This is a genomic window from Curtobacterium sp. MCBA15_013, from assembly GCF_001865095.1.
Lineage (GTDB): Bacteria > Actinomycetota > Actinomycetes > Actinomycetales > Microbacteriaceae > Curtobacterium.
The window spans coordinates 96,901-115,302 of record NZ_MJGQ01000010.1; the positions used below are offsets into that span (position 1 = coordinate 96,901).

The 18,402-nt window shown below is 72.7% G+C and carries 14 protein-coding genes; 7 read left to right on the top strand and 7 right to left on the bottom strand.

All coding sequences use genetic code 11. The features are described 5' to 3' along the window. Positions 1-59: 59 nt before the first annotated feature. Positions 60-794 (bottom strand): LysE/ArgO family amino acid transporter, encoded by a 735-nt coding sequence (locus BIV01_RS07795; protein WP_071302460.1) that lies wholly within the window; start codon positions 792-794, stop codon positions 60-62. A gap of 69 nt (positions 795-863) precedes the next feature. On the opposite strand from BIV01_RS07795, the gene BIV01_RS07800 reads away from it, so the two are divergent. Beyond that, positions 864-1,787, top strand: a complete 924-nt coding sequence (locus tag BIV01_RS07800) for a LysR family transcriptional regulator ArgP (RefSeq protein WP_071302461.1) — start codon at positions 864-866, stop codon at positions 1,785-1,787. On the opposite strand, the gene BIV01_RS07805 is transcribed toward BIV01_RS07800, so the two are convergent. After that, positions 1,769-2,314 (bottom strand): TetR/AcrR family transcriptional regulator, encoded by a 546-nt coding sequence (locus tag BIV01_RS07805; RefSeq protein WP_083413862.1) that lies wholly within the window; start codon positions 2,312-2,314, stop codon positions 1,769-1,771. The two genes, BIV01_RS07800 and BIV01_RS07805, sit on opposite strands and share 19 nt — an antisense overlap. A gap of 116 nt (positions 2,315-2,430) precedes the next feature. Between BIV01_RS07805 and BIV01_RS07810 the strand changes: the two genes are divergently transcribed. The 4 genes from BIV01_RS07810 (at position 2,431) to BIV01_RS07825 (ending at position 8,441) form a co-directional block, all read left to right on the top strand. Further along, on the top strand, positions 2,431-3,465 hold the full coding sequence (locus BIV01_RS07810) for an aldo/keto reductase (protein WP_071302463.1): 1,035 nt from the start codon (positions 2,431-2,433) through the stop codon (positions 3,463-3,465). 344 nt (positions 3,466-3,809) lie between these two features. Next, positions 3,810-5,570, top strand: coding sequence for a glycosyltransferase family 2 protein (locus BIV01_RS07815; RefSeq protein WP_071302464.1), 1,761 nt, complete (start codon positions 3,810-3,812; stop codon positions 5,568-5,570). Next, on the top strand, positions 5,567-6,307 hold the full coding sequence (locus BIV01_RS07820) for an HlyD family efflux transporter periplasmic adaptor subunit (protein ID WP_070417640.1): 741 nt from the start codon (positions 5,567-5,569) through the stop codon (positions 6,305-6,307). The genes BIV01_RS07815 and BIV01_RS07820 overlap by 4 nt, the downstream gene beginning before the upstream one ends. 4 nt (positions 6,308-6,311) lie before the next feature. Next, a complete protein-coding gene (locus BIV01_RS07825) occupies positions 6,312-8,441 on the top strand; it encodes a glycosyl hydrolase (RefSeq protein WP_071302465.1) in 2,130 nt (709 codons plus the stop codon). Positions 8,442-8,558: 117 nt separating this feature from the next. Here BIV01_RS07825 and BIV01_RS07830 read toward each other — a convergent pair whose 3' ends face one another. Together BIV01_RS07830 and BIV01_RS07835 are read right to left on the bottom strand one after the other, a co-directional pair. Next, positions 8,559-9,362, bottom strand: a complete 804-nt coding sequence (locus BIV01_RS07830; protein WP_071302466.1) for a DNA-formamidopyrimidine glycosylase family protein — start codon at positions 9,360-9,362, stop codon at positions 8,559-8,561. A 20-nt stretch (positions 9,363-9,382) separates the two neighbouring features. Further along, positions 9,383-14,161, bottom strand: coding sequence for an Lhr family ATP-dependent helicase (locus BIV01_RS07835; RefSeq protein WP_071302467.1), 4,779 nt, complete (start codon positions 14,159-14,161; stop codon positions 9,383-9,385). Positions 14,162-14,331: 170 nt separating this feature from the next. Between BIV01_RS07835 and BIV01_RS07840 the strand changes: the two genes are divergently transcribed. Continuing rightward, positions 14,332-14,970: a PadR family transcriptional regulator gene (locus BIV01_RS07840; protein WP_071295190.1), complete on the top strand. Its 639-nt coding sequence runs from the start codon at positions 14,332-14,334 to the stop codon at positions 14,968-14,970. Between the two features lie 153 nt (positions 14,971-15,123). Here BIV01_RS07840 and BIV01_RS07845 read toward each other — a convergent pair whose 3' ends face one another. Then, positions 15,124-15,741, bottom strand: coding sequence for an alpha/beta hydrolase (locus BIV01_RS07845; protein ID WP_071302468.1), 618 nt, complete (start codon positions 15,739-15,741; stop codon positions 15,124-15,126). 85 nt (positions 15,742-15,826) lie between these two features. Between BIV01_RS07845 and BIV01_RS07850 the strand changes: the two genes are divergently transcribed. Continuing rightward, a complete protein-coding gene (locus tag BIV01_RS07850; protein WP_070417646.1) occupies positions 15,827-16,369 on the top strand; it encodes an NUDIX hydrolase family protein in 543 nt (180 codons plus the stop codon). Positions 16,370-16,449: 80 nt separating this feature from the next. Here the strand turns inward: BIV01_RS07850 and BIV01_RS07855 are convergent, their stop codons facing one another. Both BIV01_RS07855 and BIV01_RS07860 read right to left on the bottom strand, forming a co-directional pair. Continuing rightward, a complete protein-coding gene (locus tag BIV01_RS07855; RefSeq protein ID WP_070417647.1) occupies positions 16,450-16,653 on the bottom strand; it encodes a CsbD family protein in 204 nt (67 codons plus the stop codon). A gap of 125 nt (positions 16,654-16,778) precedes the next feature. Further along, positions 16,779-18,386 (bottom strand): DEAD/DEAH box helicase, encoded by a 1,608-nt coding sequence (locus tag BIV01_RS07860; RefSeq protein WP_071302469.1) that lies wholly within the window; start codon positions 18,384-18,386, stop codon positions 16,779-16,781. Positions 18,387-18,402: the final 16 nt, after the last annotated feature.

The following is an 18,402-nucleotide window of genomic DNA, read 5'->3' on the forward strand; positions in this document are numbered from 1 at the left end:
TCGGTGTCGGAAACGTGGTTCCACGCGGTCGTGGGCGCGGCCACCCGCCGTGCGCCGCGTCAGGCGCCCAGTGCGAGCGCCGCGCCGAACCCGAGCATGACGAGCGCGACGAGCCCGTCGAACACGCGCCACGTCAGCGGCTTCGCGAACAACGGTCGCAGCAGCCGTCCGCCGAACCCGAGCGCGCCGAACCACAGGCAACTCGCGAGGACCGCCCCCACCGTCCACCACCACCGCTCCGCCGGCCCCTGCTGGTTCGCGACGGACCCGAGGAACACGAGCGTGTCCAGGTAGACGTGCGGGTTGGCCCACGTGAACAGGAGCATCGTCACGACGGCCGTCCGGATGGTGACGGCGCGGTCGGTTCGTCGGGGTCCTGGAGGCGCGGTGCGCGTCCGCCCCGCACCCACCGTCGCCGAGGTGGCCGGTCCCACCGCCGCGGTCGCCACCGGCACGCCGTCGTCCGCCGCCGCCGACTCCACCCGCATCGCCGCGCCGGACGGCCACAGCGCCCGACGAGCCGCGAGCACCCCGTAGGTCACCAGGAACGCCGCACCGACGAAGCGGATCACCACGAGCGCCACCGGGAACCGCTCCACCACGACCCCGACGCCGAGCACCCCCGCGAGGATCAGCACGGCATCCGAGAGCGCGCAGACCACCACCGCCGCTGCGACGACCCGTACCGACGAGGTCACCGCGAGCCGGAGCAGGTAGGTGTTCTGCACACCGATCGCCACGATGAGCGCGAGCCCGGTACCGAGGCCCGCGAGCAGGGGGAGGAGTGTGGTCACGGTCCGACCGTACGGCCGCGGCCACGTGCAGGACAGCTCACGTTCCTGATGCTGCGTAAGCTCAGCTGCATGCCACGACTGCAGCGCGAACACCTCGAGACCCTGCTCGCCGCGGTCGACCACGGGACGCTCGACGCCGCGGCCAGAGCGCTGTCGATCACGCCGTCGGCGGTGTCGCAGCGCATCAAGTCGATGGAGCAGCAGGTGGGCCGGGTGCTCCTGCAGCGGACGACGCCGGTACGCCCGACCCCCGACGGCGAGGTCGTCCTCCGTCACGCACGACAGGCCCGGTTGCTCGACGAGGAGACCACCCGGGCGCTCGGCGGCGGCGAGTCGGTCGTCCCGTCGATCCCGCTCGCGGTGAACGCCGACTCGCTGGGCACCTGGTTCCTCGACGCGCTCGCCCGCGTGCGTGCCGACACCGAGGTCGTGTTCGACCTCCACCGCGAGGACCAGGACCGCACCGCCGAACTCCTCCGCGCGGGCACGGTGATGGCGGCGGTCACGGCCGAGGCCGAGCCGGTGCAGGGGTGCTCCTCGGTGCCGCTGGGGATCGACCGGTACCGGGCAGTCGCCTCCCCGTCGTTCGTCGCCCGGTACCTGCCGGGTGTCGACAGCGAGCAGCGGATGACACGGCTCCTCGACCGGGTGCCCCTCGTGGACTACGACCGCGACGACGACCTGCAGCAGGGGTACCTGCGGCGGGTTCTCGGCCACGCGCCGTCCGGGCCGCGGCACTTCGTCCCGACCTCGGCGGACTTCGCCCGTGCGGTGTCGCTCGGCTTCGGCTGGGGGATGCTGCCGGAGGCCCAGTGCCTCGATGCCCTCGACCGGGGTGACCTCGTCGAGCTCACTCCCGGGCGTCGGGCGGACGTGGCGCTCTGGTGGCAGCGCTGGAACCTGGCCTCACCGCTGCTCGAGCGCGTGACCGAGGCCGTCCGGGCGACCGCGGCCGAGCGGCTCCACCCCGCCGGTCAGGCCGTCGCGCGGTAGCGGAGCCCGTCCACGAGCAGCCCGACGAGCAGCTGGCTCTGCTCGATCGTCGGAGCCCCGTGGCACAGGTCGGCCACCGCGTGCAGGAGCTGCTGCGCGTCGACGTCGGGGCGGATCGTCCCCGCGTCCGCCGCGGCGTCGAGGAGCCCCCCGAGGGCGCCACCGAGCCGCGCGAGGAAGTAGTCCGGCAGTGCCTCGAACGCCGGGTCGCCCGAGTGCAGGGCGGCGGCGAGCCCGCGCTTCGTCGCGACGAACTCGGTGAACCGCTGCAGCCACAGGGCGAGCGCCTCGTCGGGGGCGTGCGCGGCGGCGAGCTCGTCCGCGGCGGCCGCCGTCGACTCGACCGCCCGCTGGAACACCGCGACGACGAGGTCCGAGCGCTGCGGGAACCGCCGGTACAGCGTGCCGACGCCGACCCCGGCCCGGTCCGCGATCAGCTTCGCGGGGGCGTCCACCCCGTCGGTCGCGAAGACGGCCTTGGCGGCGTCGGTCAGGGCGTCGGCATTGCGTCGGGCGTCGGCGCGCACGGAGTCCTCCTCTTGCGTAAACGGAAAGCCGTTCCGTATAGTTCCGGAAGAGCGTTCCACTTCGGGCCACGATACGGCACCGACACCCGGAACGCCATCGACAGGAGGAACCGCACATGCAGTACCGCACCCTCGGCCGCACCGGCATCCAGGTCAGCCCCTTCGCCCTCGGCGCCATGATGCTCGGCACCGACGGCAGCATCGGCAACGGCGACGAGCAGGACTCGATCCGCATCGTCCACCGCGCACTCGGCGCGGGCATCAACTTCATCGACACCGCCGACCGCTACTCGCAGGGCGGCTCGGAGGAACTGCTCGGCAAGGCGCTCGCCGGCCGCCGGGACGACGTCGTCATCGCCACCAAGTTCAACGGCCCGATGGGCGACGACCCGAACCGGCGCGGCAACTCCCGGCGGTGGATCACGCAGGCCGTCGAGGGGTCGCTGCGGCGCCTCCGGACCGACCACATCGACCTGTACCAGGCGCACCGACCCGACGACACGGTCGACCTCGAGGAGACCCTGTCCGCCTTGACCGACCTGATCCGCAGCGGCAAGGTCCGGGCGATCGGCAGCTCGGACTTCCCCGCGTCGATGCAGGTCGAGGCGCAGTGGACGTCGGAGCGGCGCGGACTCGAGCGCTTCCGGACGGAGCAGCCCACGTACTCGATCCTCAACCGCGGCATCGAGCGCGAGGTCCTCCCGGTCGTCCAGCGGTACGGCATGGGGTCCCTCGTGTGGAGTCCCCTCGCCGGCGGCATGCTGACCGGCCGCTTCCGGAAGGGGCAGGACACCGACCTCGCCCGCGCGACGATGTTCCGGCACAACCGCGACGAGCGACGGATCGACGCCGTGGAACAGGTGGTCGCACTGTCCGAGGAGACCGGCATCCGGATGACCCACCTCGCGATGGCCTTCGCGATCGCGCACCCCGGCGTCACGAGCGCCCTGATCGGCCCGCGCTCCGTGGAGCAGCTCGACGACCTGCTCGCCGGCGCCGACGTGGTGCTCTCCGACGAGGTCCTCGACCGCATCGACGCGATCGTCCCGCCGGGCACCGACGTCGGACGGCTCGACCAGCAGTACCAGCCGCCGGCCGTGCTCGACGCCACCCTGCGCCGACGCCCCGCCGCGGGACGTTCCGCGGCCTGACGTCGCGTCGGGGGCGGCCGCTTGCGGGAAACCGCACGATCGCCGCCCCCGAGACTTGTTCACACGTTCGTCACGAACCAGCACCACCGTCGGACCTACGCTCGCAACACCGACGGCGACGGGCCGTCGACAGCACGACCGCACCACGACACGACACACCGAACACCGCGACCGCACCCACGGTCGCGAGCACCGCCGGCGCAGGATCCCTAGTCCCTCGCCGGCCGGACCTCCCGAGGGTCCGGATCCATGTCGCCGCAGCCGCCGACGCCCGTCTCACGATGCGTCGGCGCCTGCGCTCGACCCCGCGTGAGTCCTCTCCGAACCCGACAGGAGACCACGCCATGTCCGCACCACCCGACGTCCGTCGTACCCAGACGCCACTCCGAGCACCAGAGGCGACCGACGAGCTGCAGTCCTTCGACTTCCAGCTCCCGGCCCCGCTCACGCCGCGCGACCGCGAGCGCGCCCGACGCCGCCGGCAGACCGAGCCGGTGCCCTACGTCCGACCGCGTGCCGAGAGCCGGGCGCACAGCCCCGTGATGGTCCTCATCGTGCTCGTTGCCACGCTCGGCGTGATGGCGTACGCGGTGTTCCTCCTCGACCCGGCGAACCGGGGCGACTTCCTGCCGTACGGACTCGTGATCGTCGCCGAGAGCGTGCTCGTGGGGCAGGCGCTCCTGTCCATGTGGACGATCCTGTCCGGCGGCTCCGACCCCCGGGACTTCGCGTTCCACCACACCCAGGACACCCTGTTCGACCGCGACACCATCGCCCGCAGCGGCGCCGCCGACCAGCCCCACCGCTGGCCGATGCACGTGCGCGGACGCCGGGTGGACGTCGACGTCTTCATCACCGTCTACGGCGAGGAGCTCACCAAGGTGGCCGCGACGGTGCAGGCCGCGGTGGCCATGCGCGGCGAGCACCGCACGTGGGTGCTCGACGACGGGCGGAGCGACGAGGTGCGGGCGCTCGCCGAGGAGCTCGGCGCCCGGTACGTCCGTCGGCTGTCGTCGCACGGCGCGAAGGCGGGCAACATCAACCACGCGCTGACGCTCGCCAAGGGCGACTACTTCGCGGTCTTCGACGCGGACTTCGTGCCGAAGCCGGACTTCCTGTTCGAGACCGTGCCGTTCTTCGCCGACGACGGGATCGCCTTCGTGCAGACCCCGCAGTCGTACGGCAACCTCCACAACCTCGTCTCGCGGGGTGCCGGGTACATGCAGACGGTGTTCTACCGGTTCATCCAGCCCGGCCGGAACCGGTTCAACGCGGCGTTCTGCGTCGGGACGAACGTCATCTTCCGCCGCGAGGCCATCGACGAGATCGGCGGCATGTACACCGACTCGAAGTCCGAGGACGTCTGGACGAGCCTGATGCTCCACGAGCGCGGCTGGAAGACCGTCTTCATCCCGATGACCCTCGCCGTCGGGGACGCCCCGGAGACCATCGAGGGCTTCACCAAGCAGCAGCTCCGGTGGGCCACGGGCGGCTTCGAGATCCTGCTCACGCACTTCCCGTTCCGCCCGAAGCACCGGCTGACGATGGACCAGCGGCTGCAGTACCTCGTCACCGCGAGCTTCTACCTGACGGGCATCGTCCCCGGGCTCCTCCTGCTCGTGCCGCCGCTCGAGATCTACTTCGACCTGCGCCCGATGAACCTGACGATCGGGGCCGGCGAGTGGGTGCTGTTCTACCTCGGCTTCTACGGCGCGCAGGTGCTCCTCGCGTTCTACGCCCTCGGGTCGTTCCGGTACGAGACGCTCCTGCTCGCCGCGGTCTCGTTCCCGATCTACGCGAGCGCGCTCTGGAACGTCGTCTGCGGCAAGGAGCAGGCGTGGCACGTCACCGGCGCCTCCCGTGGTCGGACGCCCTCCCCGTTCAACTTCATCGTCCCGCAGGTGCTCGTGTTCGTGTTCCTGGCGTTGACGAGCGTCGTGGCGGTCTGGCGTGACCTCGACAACGGGCAGCTGACGCTCGCCACGGCCTGGAACACCACGAACACCCTCGTGTTCCTCGCGTTCATCATCGCCGCGTTCCGCGAACAGGCGCGGAACCGTGTGACGGACCGGCTGACCGCGATGCTGGACGGGGTGACGGCATGACCTGGACGAACCGACTCCGGCTGTTCGCGGGACTCATCGTGGTGCTCGTCGTCGTGGCGGCGTTCACGCTCGTCTTCAACCAGCGGCAGAGCGCCGTGGCGAGCACCTCGGCGGCGATCGCCGCGCAGGAGTACGCCGTCGGCACCGACTACGGCGGGACCGTCACCGAGGAGTACGTCGAGGAAGGCGACACCGTCCGGAAGGGCGACCAGCTCCTGCAGGTGCAGAGCCTCCAGCTCGCGCAGGACATCCGGAAGGGCGTCGTGGGCGCGAACACGCAGACGAGCGCGTACGACATCGGCGCCGACGGCTTCATCACGTTCAAGGCCGAGGTCTCCGGCACCGTCGCCAAGGTCGACGTGAAGACCGGCGGATACGTGCAGGCCGGCTCCGAGCTCGGCACGATCCACAAGGAGGACAGCCTCTTCGTCACCTCGAGCTTCATCGTGACGGCCCGGGACTACGGGCGGATCCGGAACGGCGCCGCGGTCGACCTCGTGCTCCCGAACGACACGACGATCCGGGGCACCGTGAAGAGCGTCAGCGTCGAGACCAACGACCAGGGGCAGGCGAAGACCACGGTCGACGTCGAGAGCCCCGAGCTCTCCGCGTCGCCGTCGAGCGGCATCACGAGCCCCGGGACGCCGGTGGACGCCACCCTGCACCTGCGGGACGACGGCCGGCTCGCGGGTGTCACGGACCTCGTCCGTGACTTCGCGCGGCAGATCGGACTGTAGCCCCATGCTCCGGCTGCCTCGGTCTGCCCGTCGCGACCAGGCGCCGGACGCGCGCCGTCGGGTCGGCGTGCGCCGTGCCTCCAGGCTGTCCACCAGCGTCACCGTCGTGACGGCCGTCGCGATGCTCGTGACCGCGTGCACCGGTCCTGGAGGCACGGATCACCCCGGCGAGACCACCTCGCCCACCACGAACGGTGCGGCACAGGCGCGCGCGGTCGCCGCTCTCGGCGACGTCGCGTCGTCGAAGGCGGGCGCGATGCGCCTCGCCGACGGCCTGCTGCCGCCGACGAACCGCTGGTTCTCGGGACTCGTCTTCGGCGCGGCACCGCAGCCGGTGTTCCCCAGCCCGATCTCGTGGCAGGTGACCGACGACGGCTTCGCGGCCGGGCTCCCCACCGTCACGGCCACCGAGAAGACCATCGCCGGCGGCGCGACGCAGCAGGTCGGACTCGACCTCGGTGCGACCTCGACCCTGGTGTCCGACTACGACTCGGTGTCCGTGACCGTCGAGCACCGTGACGGCTCCACCGTCCTCGGGCACACGGTGGTCGCCGAGGGCTCGCCGCTCGTGACGTACACCGCCGCGCGTGCCGGCACCGTCACCGCGACCTCGCCGATCGACGGCACCGAGGACGGCACCGGGACCGTCACCAGCGGCGGCCGGACCTGGCAGCTCGTCGTCCGCGACGGGACGATCGACGGCGACACGATCGACCTGCGGTCCGGCGGCAGCATCGTGCTCCTGCCGGTCCCGGACGGCGCGACCGCGGCACAGACGGCCCGGCTCGTCGCCGCCGCCCGTCCGCTCACGGGGGTCGCGCTCGACCGCAGCGCCTCGCGGGGGAAGCAGCGCACGACGCTCACGTACGACTTCGGCTCCGGCGACCGGGGCGTGCTCGTCCCGCAGCCGGGGCAGGGCACGACCGGCCTGGAGTGCACCGGCCTGCACTACGAGACCGTCCAGGGACCGGCCCCGGTCTGCACCGGCACCGCCCTGCGGTTCGCGGTCGACACGGTCCGGCCCTCGGACACCCTCGACCTGTCGGGGCTGTCGTCCGCGGAGCGTGGGGCACTCGTCACCCAGGTCCGCGCCGACGCGTCCACGGTGGATGCCTCGTCGTACGCCGCGGACAGCTACGGCGGCGGGAAGGACCTCTACCGCGTCGCGAACCTGTACCGGCTCGCGACGCAGCTCGACCTCGCGTCGGTGGCGGACGCGCTGAAGACCTCGGTCGTCGACGAGCTCGACCAGTGGTTCGACCCCGCCGGGTGCGGGACCCGCACGGCGCGGTGCTTCGCCTACGACCCCACGCTGCACGGGCTCGTCGGGCAGGAGGCCTCGTTCGGCTCCGACGAGTTCAACGACCACCACTTCCACTACGGCTACGTGCTGTCCGCAGCCGCCGTCCTCGCCGCCGACGACCCGGCGCTCGTCAGCCGGTGGCGGACCGTGGCCGACCTCGTCGCGGCGGACATCGCCTCGCCGGAGGCCACCGCCTCGTTCCCGGCGCTCCGCGTCTACGACCCGTACGCGCAGCACTCGTGGGCGTCCGGGTTCTCGCCGTTCGCCGACGGCAACAACCAGGAGTCGTCGTCCGAGGCCGTCTCGGCGTGGAACGGCGTCGCGCTGTGGGGAGCGGTGTCCGGCTCGTCGTCGGGGTCGTCGTCGGGGTCGTCGTCGGGGTCGTCGTCGCTCCGGTCCGTCGGGACGTGGCTGCTCTCGAACGAGGCGGCCTCGGCCGCGCGGGACGTGCTCGACCCGGACCTCTCCGCGTTCCCGGAGTTCCGGCACCGGGTGGTCTCGCTGACCTGGGGCGGCAAGCGCGACCACGCGACCTGGTTCAGCGCAGCGGCGGCCGCGCCCGCGGGGATCGAGCTCATCCCGATGCCGGCCGTCGCCGCCTCGTACGTCGATGCCGGTGGGGCGGCGCAGATCCGTCGGGTGCTGGCCGAGGCCGTGCCGGACGGCAGGTACGACGTGCAGTTCGGCGACTACCTGCTCATGTACCGGGCGCTGGCGTCACGGACCGATGCGGCCACGGCGCTGCGGGAGGCGCGAGCGTTGCCGGACGCGGTGGTCGACTCGGCGAACTCGCGGTCGTACATGCTGGCGTGGATCATGTCGCGCGCGTAGCGCCGGCGCGTTCCACGACAGCGTGCGAGGTTCCGCGCACCGTGCGGCCCTGCTCGCGTCCCACAGTGGTCGGAACCTCGCACAGAGCGCCGGCGCGGTGGCCGCGGCCGCGCCCCGTCAGGTCTGGCAGCGCGGACACCAGTACGTGTCCCGCAGGGTCAGCTCCGACTCACCGAGCTCCCCGTACCGGATCGGCGTCCCGCAGCGCAGGCACGGCTTCCCCGCTCGGCCGTACACCCAGAAGCGCCGACCGGGCCGATCGACCCCGGTGGTCACACGGGCGCTGCGGTCACGGTTGGCGAGGATGAGCCGGCTCGCCAGGGCGATCATCCGCGCTGGGTCGTGCACCTCGCGCACCGGACGGGTCGGCAGGACACCGCGCAGGAAACACAGCTCGTTGCGGTAGACGTTCCCGAGGCCGGCGAGTACCCGCTGGTCGAGCAGCGCGAGGCCGACCGGACGATCAGGGTCCCGCGTCAGGTTCGCCAGCGCGAGGTCGGCGTCCCAGTCGGGACCGAGCAGGTCGGGGCCGAGGTACCCGACGATCTCGGACTCCTGGTCGCGGGGGACGACCTCGAGCACCCCGAGCGCGAAGCCGACCGTCGAGACGTCGGCGGCGCTGCCGGGTCCGCCGCCGGTCGCGTCGAGCACCACCCGCGCCTGGTGCGCCGGGCGACGCCAGCGGTCCCCGGGCGCGTAGACGTCCCACCGCCCCTCCATCTTGAGGTGCGAGTGCACGGTCAGGTCGCCGATCCGGTGCAGCAGGTGCTTGCCACGCGGGACGACCTCGTCCACCGTGCGGCCGACGAGGTCGAGCGTGGCGAACGCCGGCACCCGGAAGTCGCTGCGGGTGAGGACCTTCCCCGCCAGTGCGGCGTGGAGCCGACGGGCGGCCCGGAAGACGGTGTCGCCCTCAGGCACCGGGCACCCCCGTCGTGCGCTCAGACACGGAGACGCAGCCCCTGCGGCGTGGCGGTGAAGCCGGCTTCGCGCAGCGCCGAACCGAGCGGGGTCTCGAGGACGAAGTCGCCGTCCACCCGCTCGACCGAGAGCTTCCGCAGGCCGCTCCGCACGGTCGCGGCGATCGACGCCGCCGCCACGGCGAGGTCCGCCGGGTCGTCGGTGAAGGTCAGCACCGACTTGCCACCGCGTTCGACGTACACCGCGAGGTGCCCGTCGACCGTCGTGACGAGCGCACCCGCCTTGCGCCCGGGTCGGTGCCCGCGGCCCTTCGCGGGAGCGGAGTCGGCGGCCCCACCGGGACGACCAGCGGGACCGTCGGCGCTGCCCGGACCGTCGTCGTCGGGCCCGGCGGCGGCGTCGGACGGCCACGGCAGGGATGCCCCGTACGCGTTCGCCGGGTCGGTCGCCGCGAGGGTCAGGGCATCACGCGACCGGTCCGGATCGGCCCGTTCGTCGTCGTCGATGTCGCGCGCGTACGTGCGGAGCCGGTCGACGGTGGGCCCCGTCGCGAACTGCGCGGCGCCGAGGCCCTCGACGAAGTAACCCCGGCGGGCCCGGCCGGACTCCTCGAAGCGGGAGAGCACCCGGTACACGCCGGCGAACCCGCCCCGGACGCCCTCGACCTGCACCGCGCCGCGGGTGACGACGCCGTACCGCTCGAGCAGCTGTTCGGCGGTCGCGGCGGCCCGGACGGTCGCGTCGGACTCGGCGAGGGGGAGCAGGGACCACCGGCCGCCGACGGACGGCGGACCGGACTGGGTCGGCATCGTCGGCCGACGACGGCCGCGGTACGCCCGTGCGCGGGGTGCGCTCGAGCTCTTCGCCTTCCCGCCGAGCATCGCGCGCAACGGCGCGAAGGTGTCGTTCGTGATCTGCCCGGCCCACACCAGGTCCCACAGCGCGGTCGACAGGGCGGTGTCGTCGGTGCTGCCGACGGCCTGCCCGAGCTGCCGGAAGAAGTACGCGCCGCCGCCCGCGAGCGCACCGAGCACGTCCCGCTGGAGCTCGGTCGTCTCGTCACCGGAGGGCTCCGCCAGGGTCGTGGCCGCGGTGTCGGCGAGGTGCAGGCGGATCCAGCCGTCGTTGCCCGGCAGGGTGCCGCCGCCGGACCAGAGGACCTCGCCCGTGGCGGTGAGCTCGTCGAGCATGCTCGGCGCGTAGTCGCCGACGCGTGCCGGCAGCACGAGGGTCTCCCACGCGCTCGCGGGCAGTGCCACCCCGGCGAGCTGGTCGACGACCTGGAGCACCCCGTCGACGCCGCGCAGCCCACCGCGGGTGCCGGCGGTCCGGACGTGCTGCCACGCGGGCAGGAACCGCGCGAGGGCGTCCGGCGCGACGGGCTCGACTTCGTGCCGGAGCGCCGCGAGCGACTTCGTGCGGATGCGGCGGAGCACCTCGGCGTCGCACCACTCCGCACCCTGGCGATCGGGACGGAACTCGCCCTCGACCACGCGACGGTCGGCGACGAGGCGGCGCAGGGTGTCCTGCACGACGGCGATCCCGAGCCCCAGCCGTCCGGCGGCGTCCTGCGCGGAGAACGGCCCGTGCGACCGGGCGTACCGGCCGACCAGGTCGCCGAGCGGGTCGGCCACCGGTTCGACGAACGCCGTCGGCACGCCGATCGGCAGGGGCACCCCGAGGGCGTCGCGCAGTCGGGAGGCGTCCTCGATCACGGCCCAGCGGGTCGCGCCGGCGTGCGAGAACGCGAGCACGCGGCGGTCCCGCTCGAGCGCGGCGAGCACGGTCTGCACCTCGGTCGTCGCTGCGGCGCGGTCGTCCGCCTCCGCCAGCCAGCTCCGGTCCACGATCTCGTCGAGGTCGAGCGCGCCCACGAGCCGCAGGACGTCGACGATCCCCTCGGCGTCGCGCGCCCGGCGGTCCGGCGAGAGCCGCTGCAGGTCACGCTCGACCGAGGCGATCACCGCCGGGTCGAGCAGCTCGCGGAGCTCGGCACGACCGAGCAGCTCGCCGAGCAGCGTCGAGTCGAGGGACAGTGCGGCCGCCCGACGCTCGGCGAGCGGGGAGTCCCCCTCGTACATGAACGCGGCGACGTACCCGAAGAGCAGCGAGCGCGCGAACGGCGACGGCGTCTCCGTCTCGGTCTCGACCAACCGGATGCGCCGGCCCGCAATGTCGTCGGCGATCCCCAGCAGGGCGGGCACGTCGTACACGTCCTGGAGGACCTCGCGCACGGTCTCGAGCACGATCGGGAAGGACGGGTACTTCTGGGCGACCTCGAGCAGCTGCGAGGCCCGCTGCCGCTGCTGCCAGAGCGGGGACCGCTGCCCGGGGTTCCGGCGGGGCAGCAGGAGCGCCCGCGCGGCGCACTCACGGAAGCGCGCGGCGAACAGCGCCGACGCCCCGACCTCGTCCGTCACGAGCGCTTCGAGGTCGTCCCGCTCGAACACGAACAGGTCGGCGCCGGGAGGCTCGGCATCGGTCTCGGGGATGCGCACGACGATCCCGTCGTCGGCGGCCATGGCGTCGCCGTCGATCCCGTGGCGCTCACGGAGTCGTGCGGCGACCGCCAGGGCCCACGGCGCGTGCACCTGCATGCCGTACGGCGAGTGCAGGATGAGCCGCCAGTCGCCGAGCTCGTCACGGAAGCGCTCGATCACGAGGGTCGTGTCGTTCGGCACGTGTCCGGTCGCGGCGCGCTGGTCGCGGAGGAAGGTGAGCAGGTTCGTCACGGCCCGTTCGTCGAGCCCGCCGGCGGCCACCCGGGCGCGTGCGTCGTCGTCGGAAGCCCCCTCGACCTCGCGCACGAAGGCCCCGGTGGCACGGCCGAGTTCCGCGGGGCGACCGATGCCGTCGCCCTTCCAGAACGGCACGCGGCCCGGCTGCCCGAACGCGGGGCTGACGATCACCCGGTCGTGGGTGATCTCCTCGATGCGCCAGCTCGTCGCACCCAGCGCGAAGACGTCGCCGACGCGGGACTCGTAGACCATCTCCTCGTCGAGCTCGCCGACGCGTGAGGCCTTCTCGCCGACCATGAACACGCCGAACATGCCGCGGTCGGGGATCGTCCCGCCGCTGGTGACCGCGAGCCGCTGGGCACCCGGACGCCCGGTCAGGGTGCCGTGCACGCGGTCCCACACCAGGCGCGGGCGGAGCTCGGCGAACTCGTCGCTCGGGTAGCGCCCGGTCACGAGGTCGAGCGTGGCCTCGAACGCGGAGCGGGGCAGACCGCTGAACGGGGCGCTCCGCCGCACGAGCTCGAACCAGTGCTCGACGTCGACCGTGTCGATCGCCCCCGCTGCCACGGTGTGCTGCGCGAGGACGTCGAGCGGGTTCGCCGGCACCGAGATCGACTCGATCTGCCCGGCCACCATCCGCTCGACCGTCACGGCGCTGTTCACCAGGTCGGCGCGGTGCTTCGGGAACAGCACGCCGCGGGAGATCTCGCCGACCTGGTGCCCGGCGCGACCGACGCGCTGGAGACCGCTCGCGACCGAGGGCGGCGCCTCGACCTGCACGACGAGGTCGACCTCGCCCATGTCGATGCCGAGCTCGAGCGAACTCGTCGCGACGACGCAGCGCAGTCGACCGGACTTCAGGTCGTCCTCGATGATGGCGCGCTGGTCCTTCGAGACGGAACCGTGGTGGGCGCGGGCGAGCACCGGCACGGCGGCGTCGGAGCCCCCGCCACCGGTCTGCCCGGACGCGCCGATCACCTGCGCCGGGGGCCGCTTCGTGCCCTGCGGGGCGACGGCGTGCGCCGAGGTCCGTGCCGGCGACTGCGGACGCCCGCGCGCGACCGGCAGGCCGTCGTCGGCGGGGGTGGCACCGGCCGGCACCAGCGCCCCGTCACCGACCGAGCCCGCCGCCGCGAGCACGCGTTCTTCGTGGATCTCGTTCAGCCGTGCCGTCAACCGCTCGGCCAGGCGGCGGGAGTTCGCGAACACGATGGTCGACCGGTGTTCCTCGACCAGGTCGACCACGCGTTCCTCGACGTGGGGCCAGATCGACCCGTTCGTCGGTGACTCGGTCGCGTCCGCACCGACGGGCGGTGCACCGAGCTCGGCCATGTCGTCGACCGGCACGACGACCCGCAGGTCGAACGTCTTCTGCGCCGGCGGGGCGATGATCGACACCGGTGCGCGTCCGCCGAGGAACCGCGCCACCTCTTCCGGGGGGCGCACCGTCGCCGACAGCCCGATCCGCTGCACGGGCTTCTCGAGCAGGTCGTCGAGCCGTTCGAGCGAGACCGCCAGGTGGGCGCCGCGCTTGGTGGACGCGACGGCGTGCACCTCGTCCACGATGACGGTGTCGACGTTCACCAGGGTCTCGCGCGCCTGCGAGGTGAGCATGAGGTACAGCGACTCCGGCGTCGTGATGAGGATGTCCGGCGGCTGCCGCAGCAGCTTCTGCCGATCGGACGACGGGGTGTCACCGCTGCGGACCCCGACCGTGACGTCGGGTGGTTCGAGCCCGAGGCGCCGTGCGGTCTGGGTGATGCCGACGAGCGGGCTGCGCAGGTTCCGTTCGACGTCGACGCCGAGGGCCTTCAGCGGGGACACGTAGAGCACCCGGGTGCGCTGCTTCGCGGGCGGACGGTCGGTCGAGCTGATGAGTCGGTCGATCGACCACAGGAACGATGCCAGCGTCTTGCCGGACCCCGTCGGGGCGATCACGAGCGCGTGCTGCCCGGTGGAGACGGCGTCCCACGCACCGGCCTGCGCCGGGGTCGGTGCGGCGAAGGCGCCGCGGAACCACTCCGCGGTGGCGGGGGAGAAGCGCTCGAGGACGTCCGTCATGGTCCGTCCCATCCTGCCCGCCACCACCGACAGCAGCCCGTGCGGGCGTACCCCTTGACAGAGCGATAGTTACCGATCTATCGTTAACACATCGCGATACGACGAAGACGATTCCGGTCAGACCGTTCGCGAGCCGACTCAGCACAACGGAAGGACGCATCATGCGACCCATGCACAACGACTTCGACACCACCCAGCACCCGCGCGGCCCCCGTTTCGGCGGCGCGCGGCAGCACCACGGCGCCGGCTTCCCCGGCCGCGACCGCGGTGACCACGACCACGGCGGACGCGGCGGTTTCGGCCCCGGCTTCGGTCGCGGTTTCGGACCCGGCTTCGGCGGTCCGGGGTTCGGCGGTCCCGGCTTCGGCCGCGAACGCCGTCGCCGCGGCGACGTCCGCCTCGCGATCCTCGGCCTGCTGGCCGAGGGCCCGCAGAACGGCTACGCCGTCATCAAGACCATCGCCGAACGCACCGGCGGCGCCTGGAAGCCGAGCCCCGGTTCGGTCTACCCGACGCTCCAGCAGCTCGTGGACGAGGACCTCGTCGTCTCCACGGGTGACGGCCGGAAGACGCTCTTCGAGCTCACCGACGCCGGCAAGGCCGAGGCAGAGGCGAAGGCGGACGAGATCGCCGCGGCCTTCGACGCGCCGGGCCTCCCGGACTCGTCCCGCGAGTTCATCGAGGCGCTCCGGAAGACCATGGGCGTCCTGCACATGTACCGCACCAGCGCGACGGAGGAGCAGGCGAAGGCGGCGACCGCCAAGATCGACCAGCTCCGCAAGGACCTCCTGCAGATCCTCGCCGACTGACGTCGGAACCCGTGACGGGAGGCGCGGTGCCAGCTGGCACCGCGCCTCCCGTCCGCATCGTGAGCAGCAATGGTCGAGTCCGCACGTCGGACCCGACCATTTCTGCTCACCAAGCGGGGCGAGCCCGCCGAGCCCGCCGCCCGCCGAGCGCGCCTACGCGCCGATGAACGCGGCCACGTCCGCCAGCTCCGCTGCGGACACCGCGTGGGGCAGGCCCTCGTACGTGCGATCCGTCACGGTGGTGTTCGTCGCCGCCCACGCCTGCGTCCGGGCGGTGGCCTCGCCGGGGATCACCGGGTCGAGGTCGCCGTGCCCGAGGAACACCCGGGGCCGGACGGCGGCGACGGCCTCGTCACGGGAGTCCGTCACGCCCGGCACGACGAACCCGGACAGCGACACCGCGAACACGAACGCAGCGGGCCGTGCCCGGAGCAGTTGCAGCGCCATCGACCCGCCCTGCGAGAATCCGAGCAGCCCGATCCGCGGGTGATCGGCCGCGACCGAGTCGATCCACTCGAGGACACCGGCGACGGACTCGTCGACGGGCCCGAGTGCCGGGGAGCCCGGCGTCCCGAGCGGGTACCAGCTGTACCCCTGCCCGAACGGCATCGGCGCACGCAGCGACGCCATGGTCCACGACGACGGCAGCGCCGGGGCGAGTCCGAGCAGGTCGCGCTCGTTCGACCCCACCCCGTGCATCGTCACGAGCAGCGGGGTCCCCGCACGCTCGGAGGGGCTCCGGGTCCACTGCACGGCATCGCGATCGATCATGTGGACGACAGTAGTTGACGCATCAACCATCCCCAACCCCCGCGCCTTCCGCCGAACTCGCCGCGGTGACTGGTAGACACGGTGCATGGCCTCGCTGCGCACCCCCGACCCCGACTCCGGCTGGCTGTCCGACGAGGAGCTCGCGAACGTCCGCCGTCGACTGCCGATCTGCTACGTCGAGGCGGTGCCCGTCCGCACCGACGGCCTCGGCGTCGTCACCGAGGTGGGCGTGCTGCTGCGCGTCGCCCCGAGCGGTTCCATCGCCCGCACCCTCGTGTCCGGGCGCGTGATGTTCGGCGAGTCGATCCGGACCGCGCTGTTCCGGCACCTCGAGAAGGACCTCGGGCCGATGGCGTTCCCGCAGCTGCCGTCGAGCCCCACCCCGTTCACCGTGGCCGAGTACTTCCCGCTGCCCGGCGCGTCCGTCTACACGGACGAACGGCAGCACGCGATCTCCCTCGCGTACGTCGTCCCCGTGACCGGCACGTGCGAGCCCCGGCAGGACGCCCTCGAGCTGACCTGGATGAGCCCGATGGAGGCAGCTTCCGACGCCGTTGCCGACGAGATGGAGGGCGGTCGCGGAGCGCTCCTCCGCGCCGGACTCGCATCGGTCGGCGCCCTCATGTAGCAGCCGACACCACCCGCACACGACGAAGCCCCCGGATCCGAATCGGACCCGGGGGCTTCGCAGCGCGGTACTGGACCGGCTTACTTGTTGTCGTTCTTGAGGCTGTCGGCCACGCCTGAAGCGGCGTCCTTGACGTTCGTACCTGCCTGCTTGGTGTCGGCCTTGACCTGATCGGTCTTGCCTTCAGCCTTGAGGCGGTCGTTGTCCGTCACGTTCCCGACGGCTTCCTTGGCCTTGCCAGCTGCCTTCGCAGCGGCGTTCTTGACGTCTTCGATCCCAGCCATAGGCTCTCCTTCCGACAGCGGACAGTTCCCCGTCAGCCGCTCGCGCGGCATCCGGTGAAGGAGAACCTACGCCCGTGGAGTGCGTCCGTGCTCAGGCGGCGTGGAGGTTCCCCACGCCGACAGGATCAGCGCGCGGAACCCGCCGGACGGGAGGCGCGGCGCGAGCCACCACGACGGTTGCCGCCCGACTCGGTGCCGGATCCACGACCGGCGGCGTAGCCGCCCTCCGAGGACCAGACCGGAGCGGACCCGCCACGGACGGTGTCGCTCGACGCACGACGGCTGCCACCACTGCGGCGACCGCCGGACGCGGCACCCGAGCGCTGCCCACCGGCGGAGCCGGTCGACGCGCCGGCGCCGGCCTCGGCGGGACGACCGCCGCGACGCCCTGCACCGGACGACCCGGAAGCCGAGCCGGTGCGCGCGGGCTGCGCCGCGCCTCCGGGACGACCGCCGCGACCACGGCGACGGCCGCCGCCCGCGTTGTCGGACTCGGTGGTGCGCTGCTTGGGCTGGCGCTGCTGCTGTGCCGGCTGCTCCGGGGCGACGTGGCGGACCGGAGCGACCTCGCCGACGAGCTCCGTGACGGCGGGGGAGTTCGCCGTGACCTGCTGCGGCGTGACCTTGATCGCGGCCGCACGCATCATCTGCGCGACGTCGCGACGCTCGGCGGGCATCGTCACGGTGACGACGTCGCCGGACGAACCGGCGCGGGCGGTGCGGCCCGAGCGGTGCAGGTACGCCTTGTGCTCGGTCGGCGGGTCGACGTGGACGACGAGCTCGACGTGGTCGACGTGCACACCGCGGGCGGCGACGTCGGTGGCGACGAGCACGAGGGCCTCGCCGGAGGAGAACTTCGCGAGGTTCCGCTCACGGGCACCCTGCGACAGGTTGCCCTGCAGGTCGACGGCCGGGATGCCCTGGCTGCTGAGCTGCTTGGCGAGGCGCTTGGCGTGGTGCTTCGTGCGCATGAAGAGGATGCGACGACCGGTGCCGCTCGCGAGCGTCCGGACGAGGTCCTTCTTCGCGTCGGCGTCGGCGACCTCGAACAGGTGGTGGGTCATCGCCTCGACGGGGCTGTTCGCCTCGTCGACCGAGTGCATGACCGGGTTGTGCAGGAACTTCTTGACGAGCTTGTCCACGCCGTTGTCGAGCGTGGCGGAGAACAGCAGACGCTGCCCCTGCTCGGGCGTGGCCTGCATGATCTTGGTCACACCGGGGAGGAAGCCCATGTCGGCCATGTGGTCGGCCTCGTCGAGGACGGTCACCTCGATGTCGCCGAGGTTGACGTGGCCCTGCTGCATGAGGTCGGCGAGACGGCCGGGGCACGCCACGACGACGTCCACGCCGCCGCGCAGGGCGTCGACCTGACGACCCTGCCCGACGCCGCCGAAGACGGTCGTGGTGTTCAGGCCCATGGCCTTGGCGAGCGGGGCGAGGGCGACGTCGATCTGGGTCGCGAGCTCACGGGTTGGGGCGAGCACCAGGGCACGGGGCCGGCCGGCGCGACGCTTGCGGCCACTGGCGGCGAGGCGGGCGACGAGCGGGATCGCGAACGCGATCGTCTTGCCGGAGCCGGTGCGGCCACGGCCGAGCACGTCCTTGCCCTGCAGGGAGTCGGGGAGCGTGTCCTCCTGGATGGGGAACGCGGTCTCCTTGCCCTGGTCGGCGAGGACGGCGACCATCGGCGCGGGGACGCCGAGGTCGGAGAAACGGATGTCTTCGTTGGTCATGGTGACCTTTCCAACC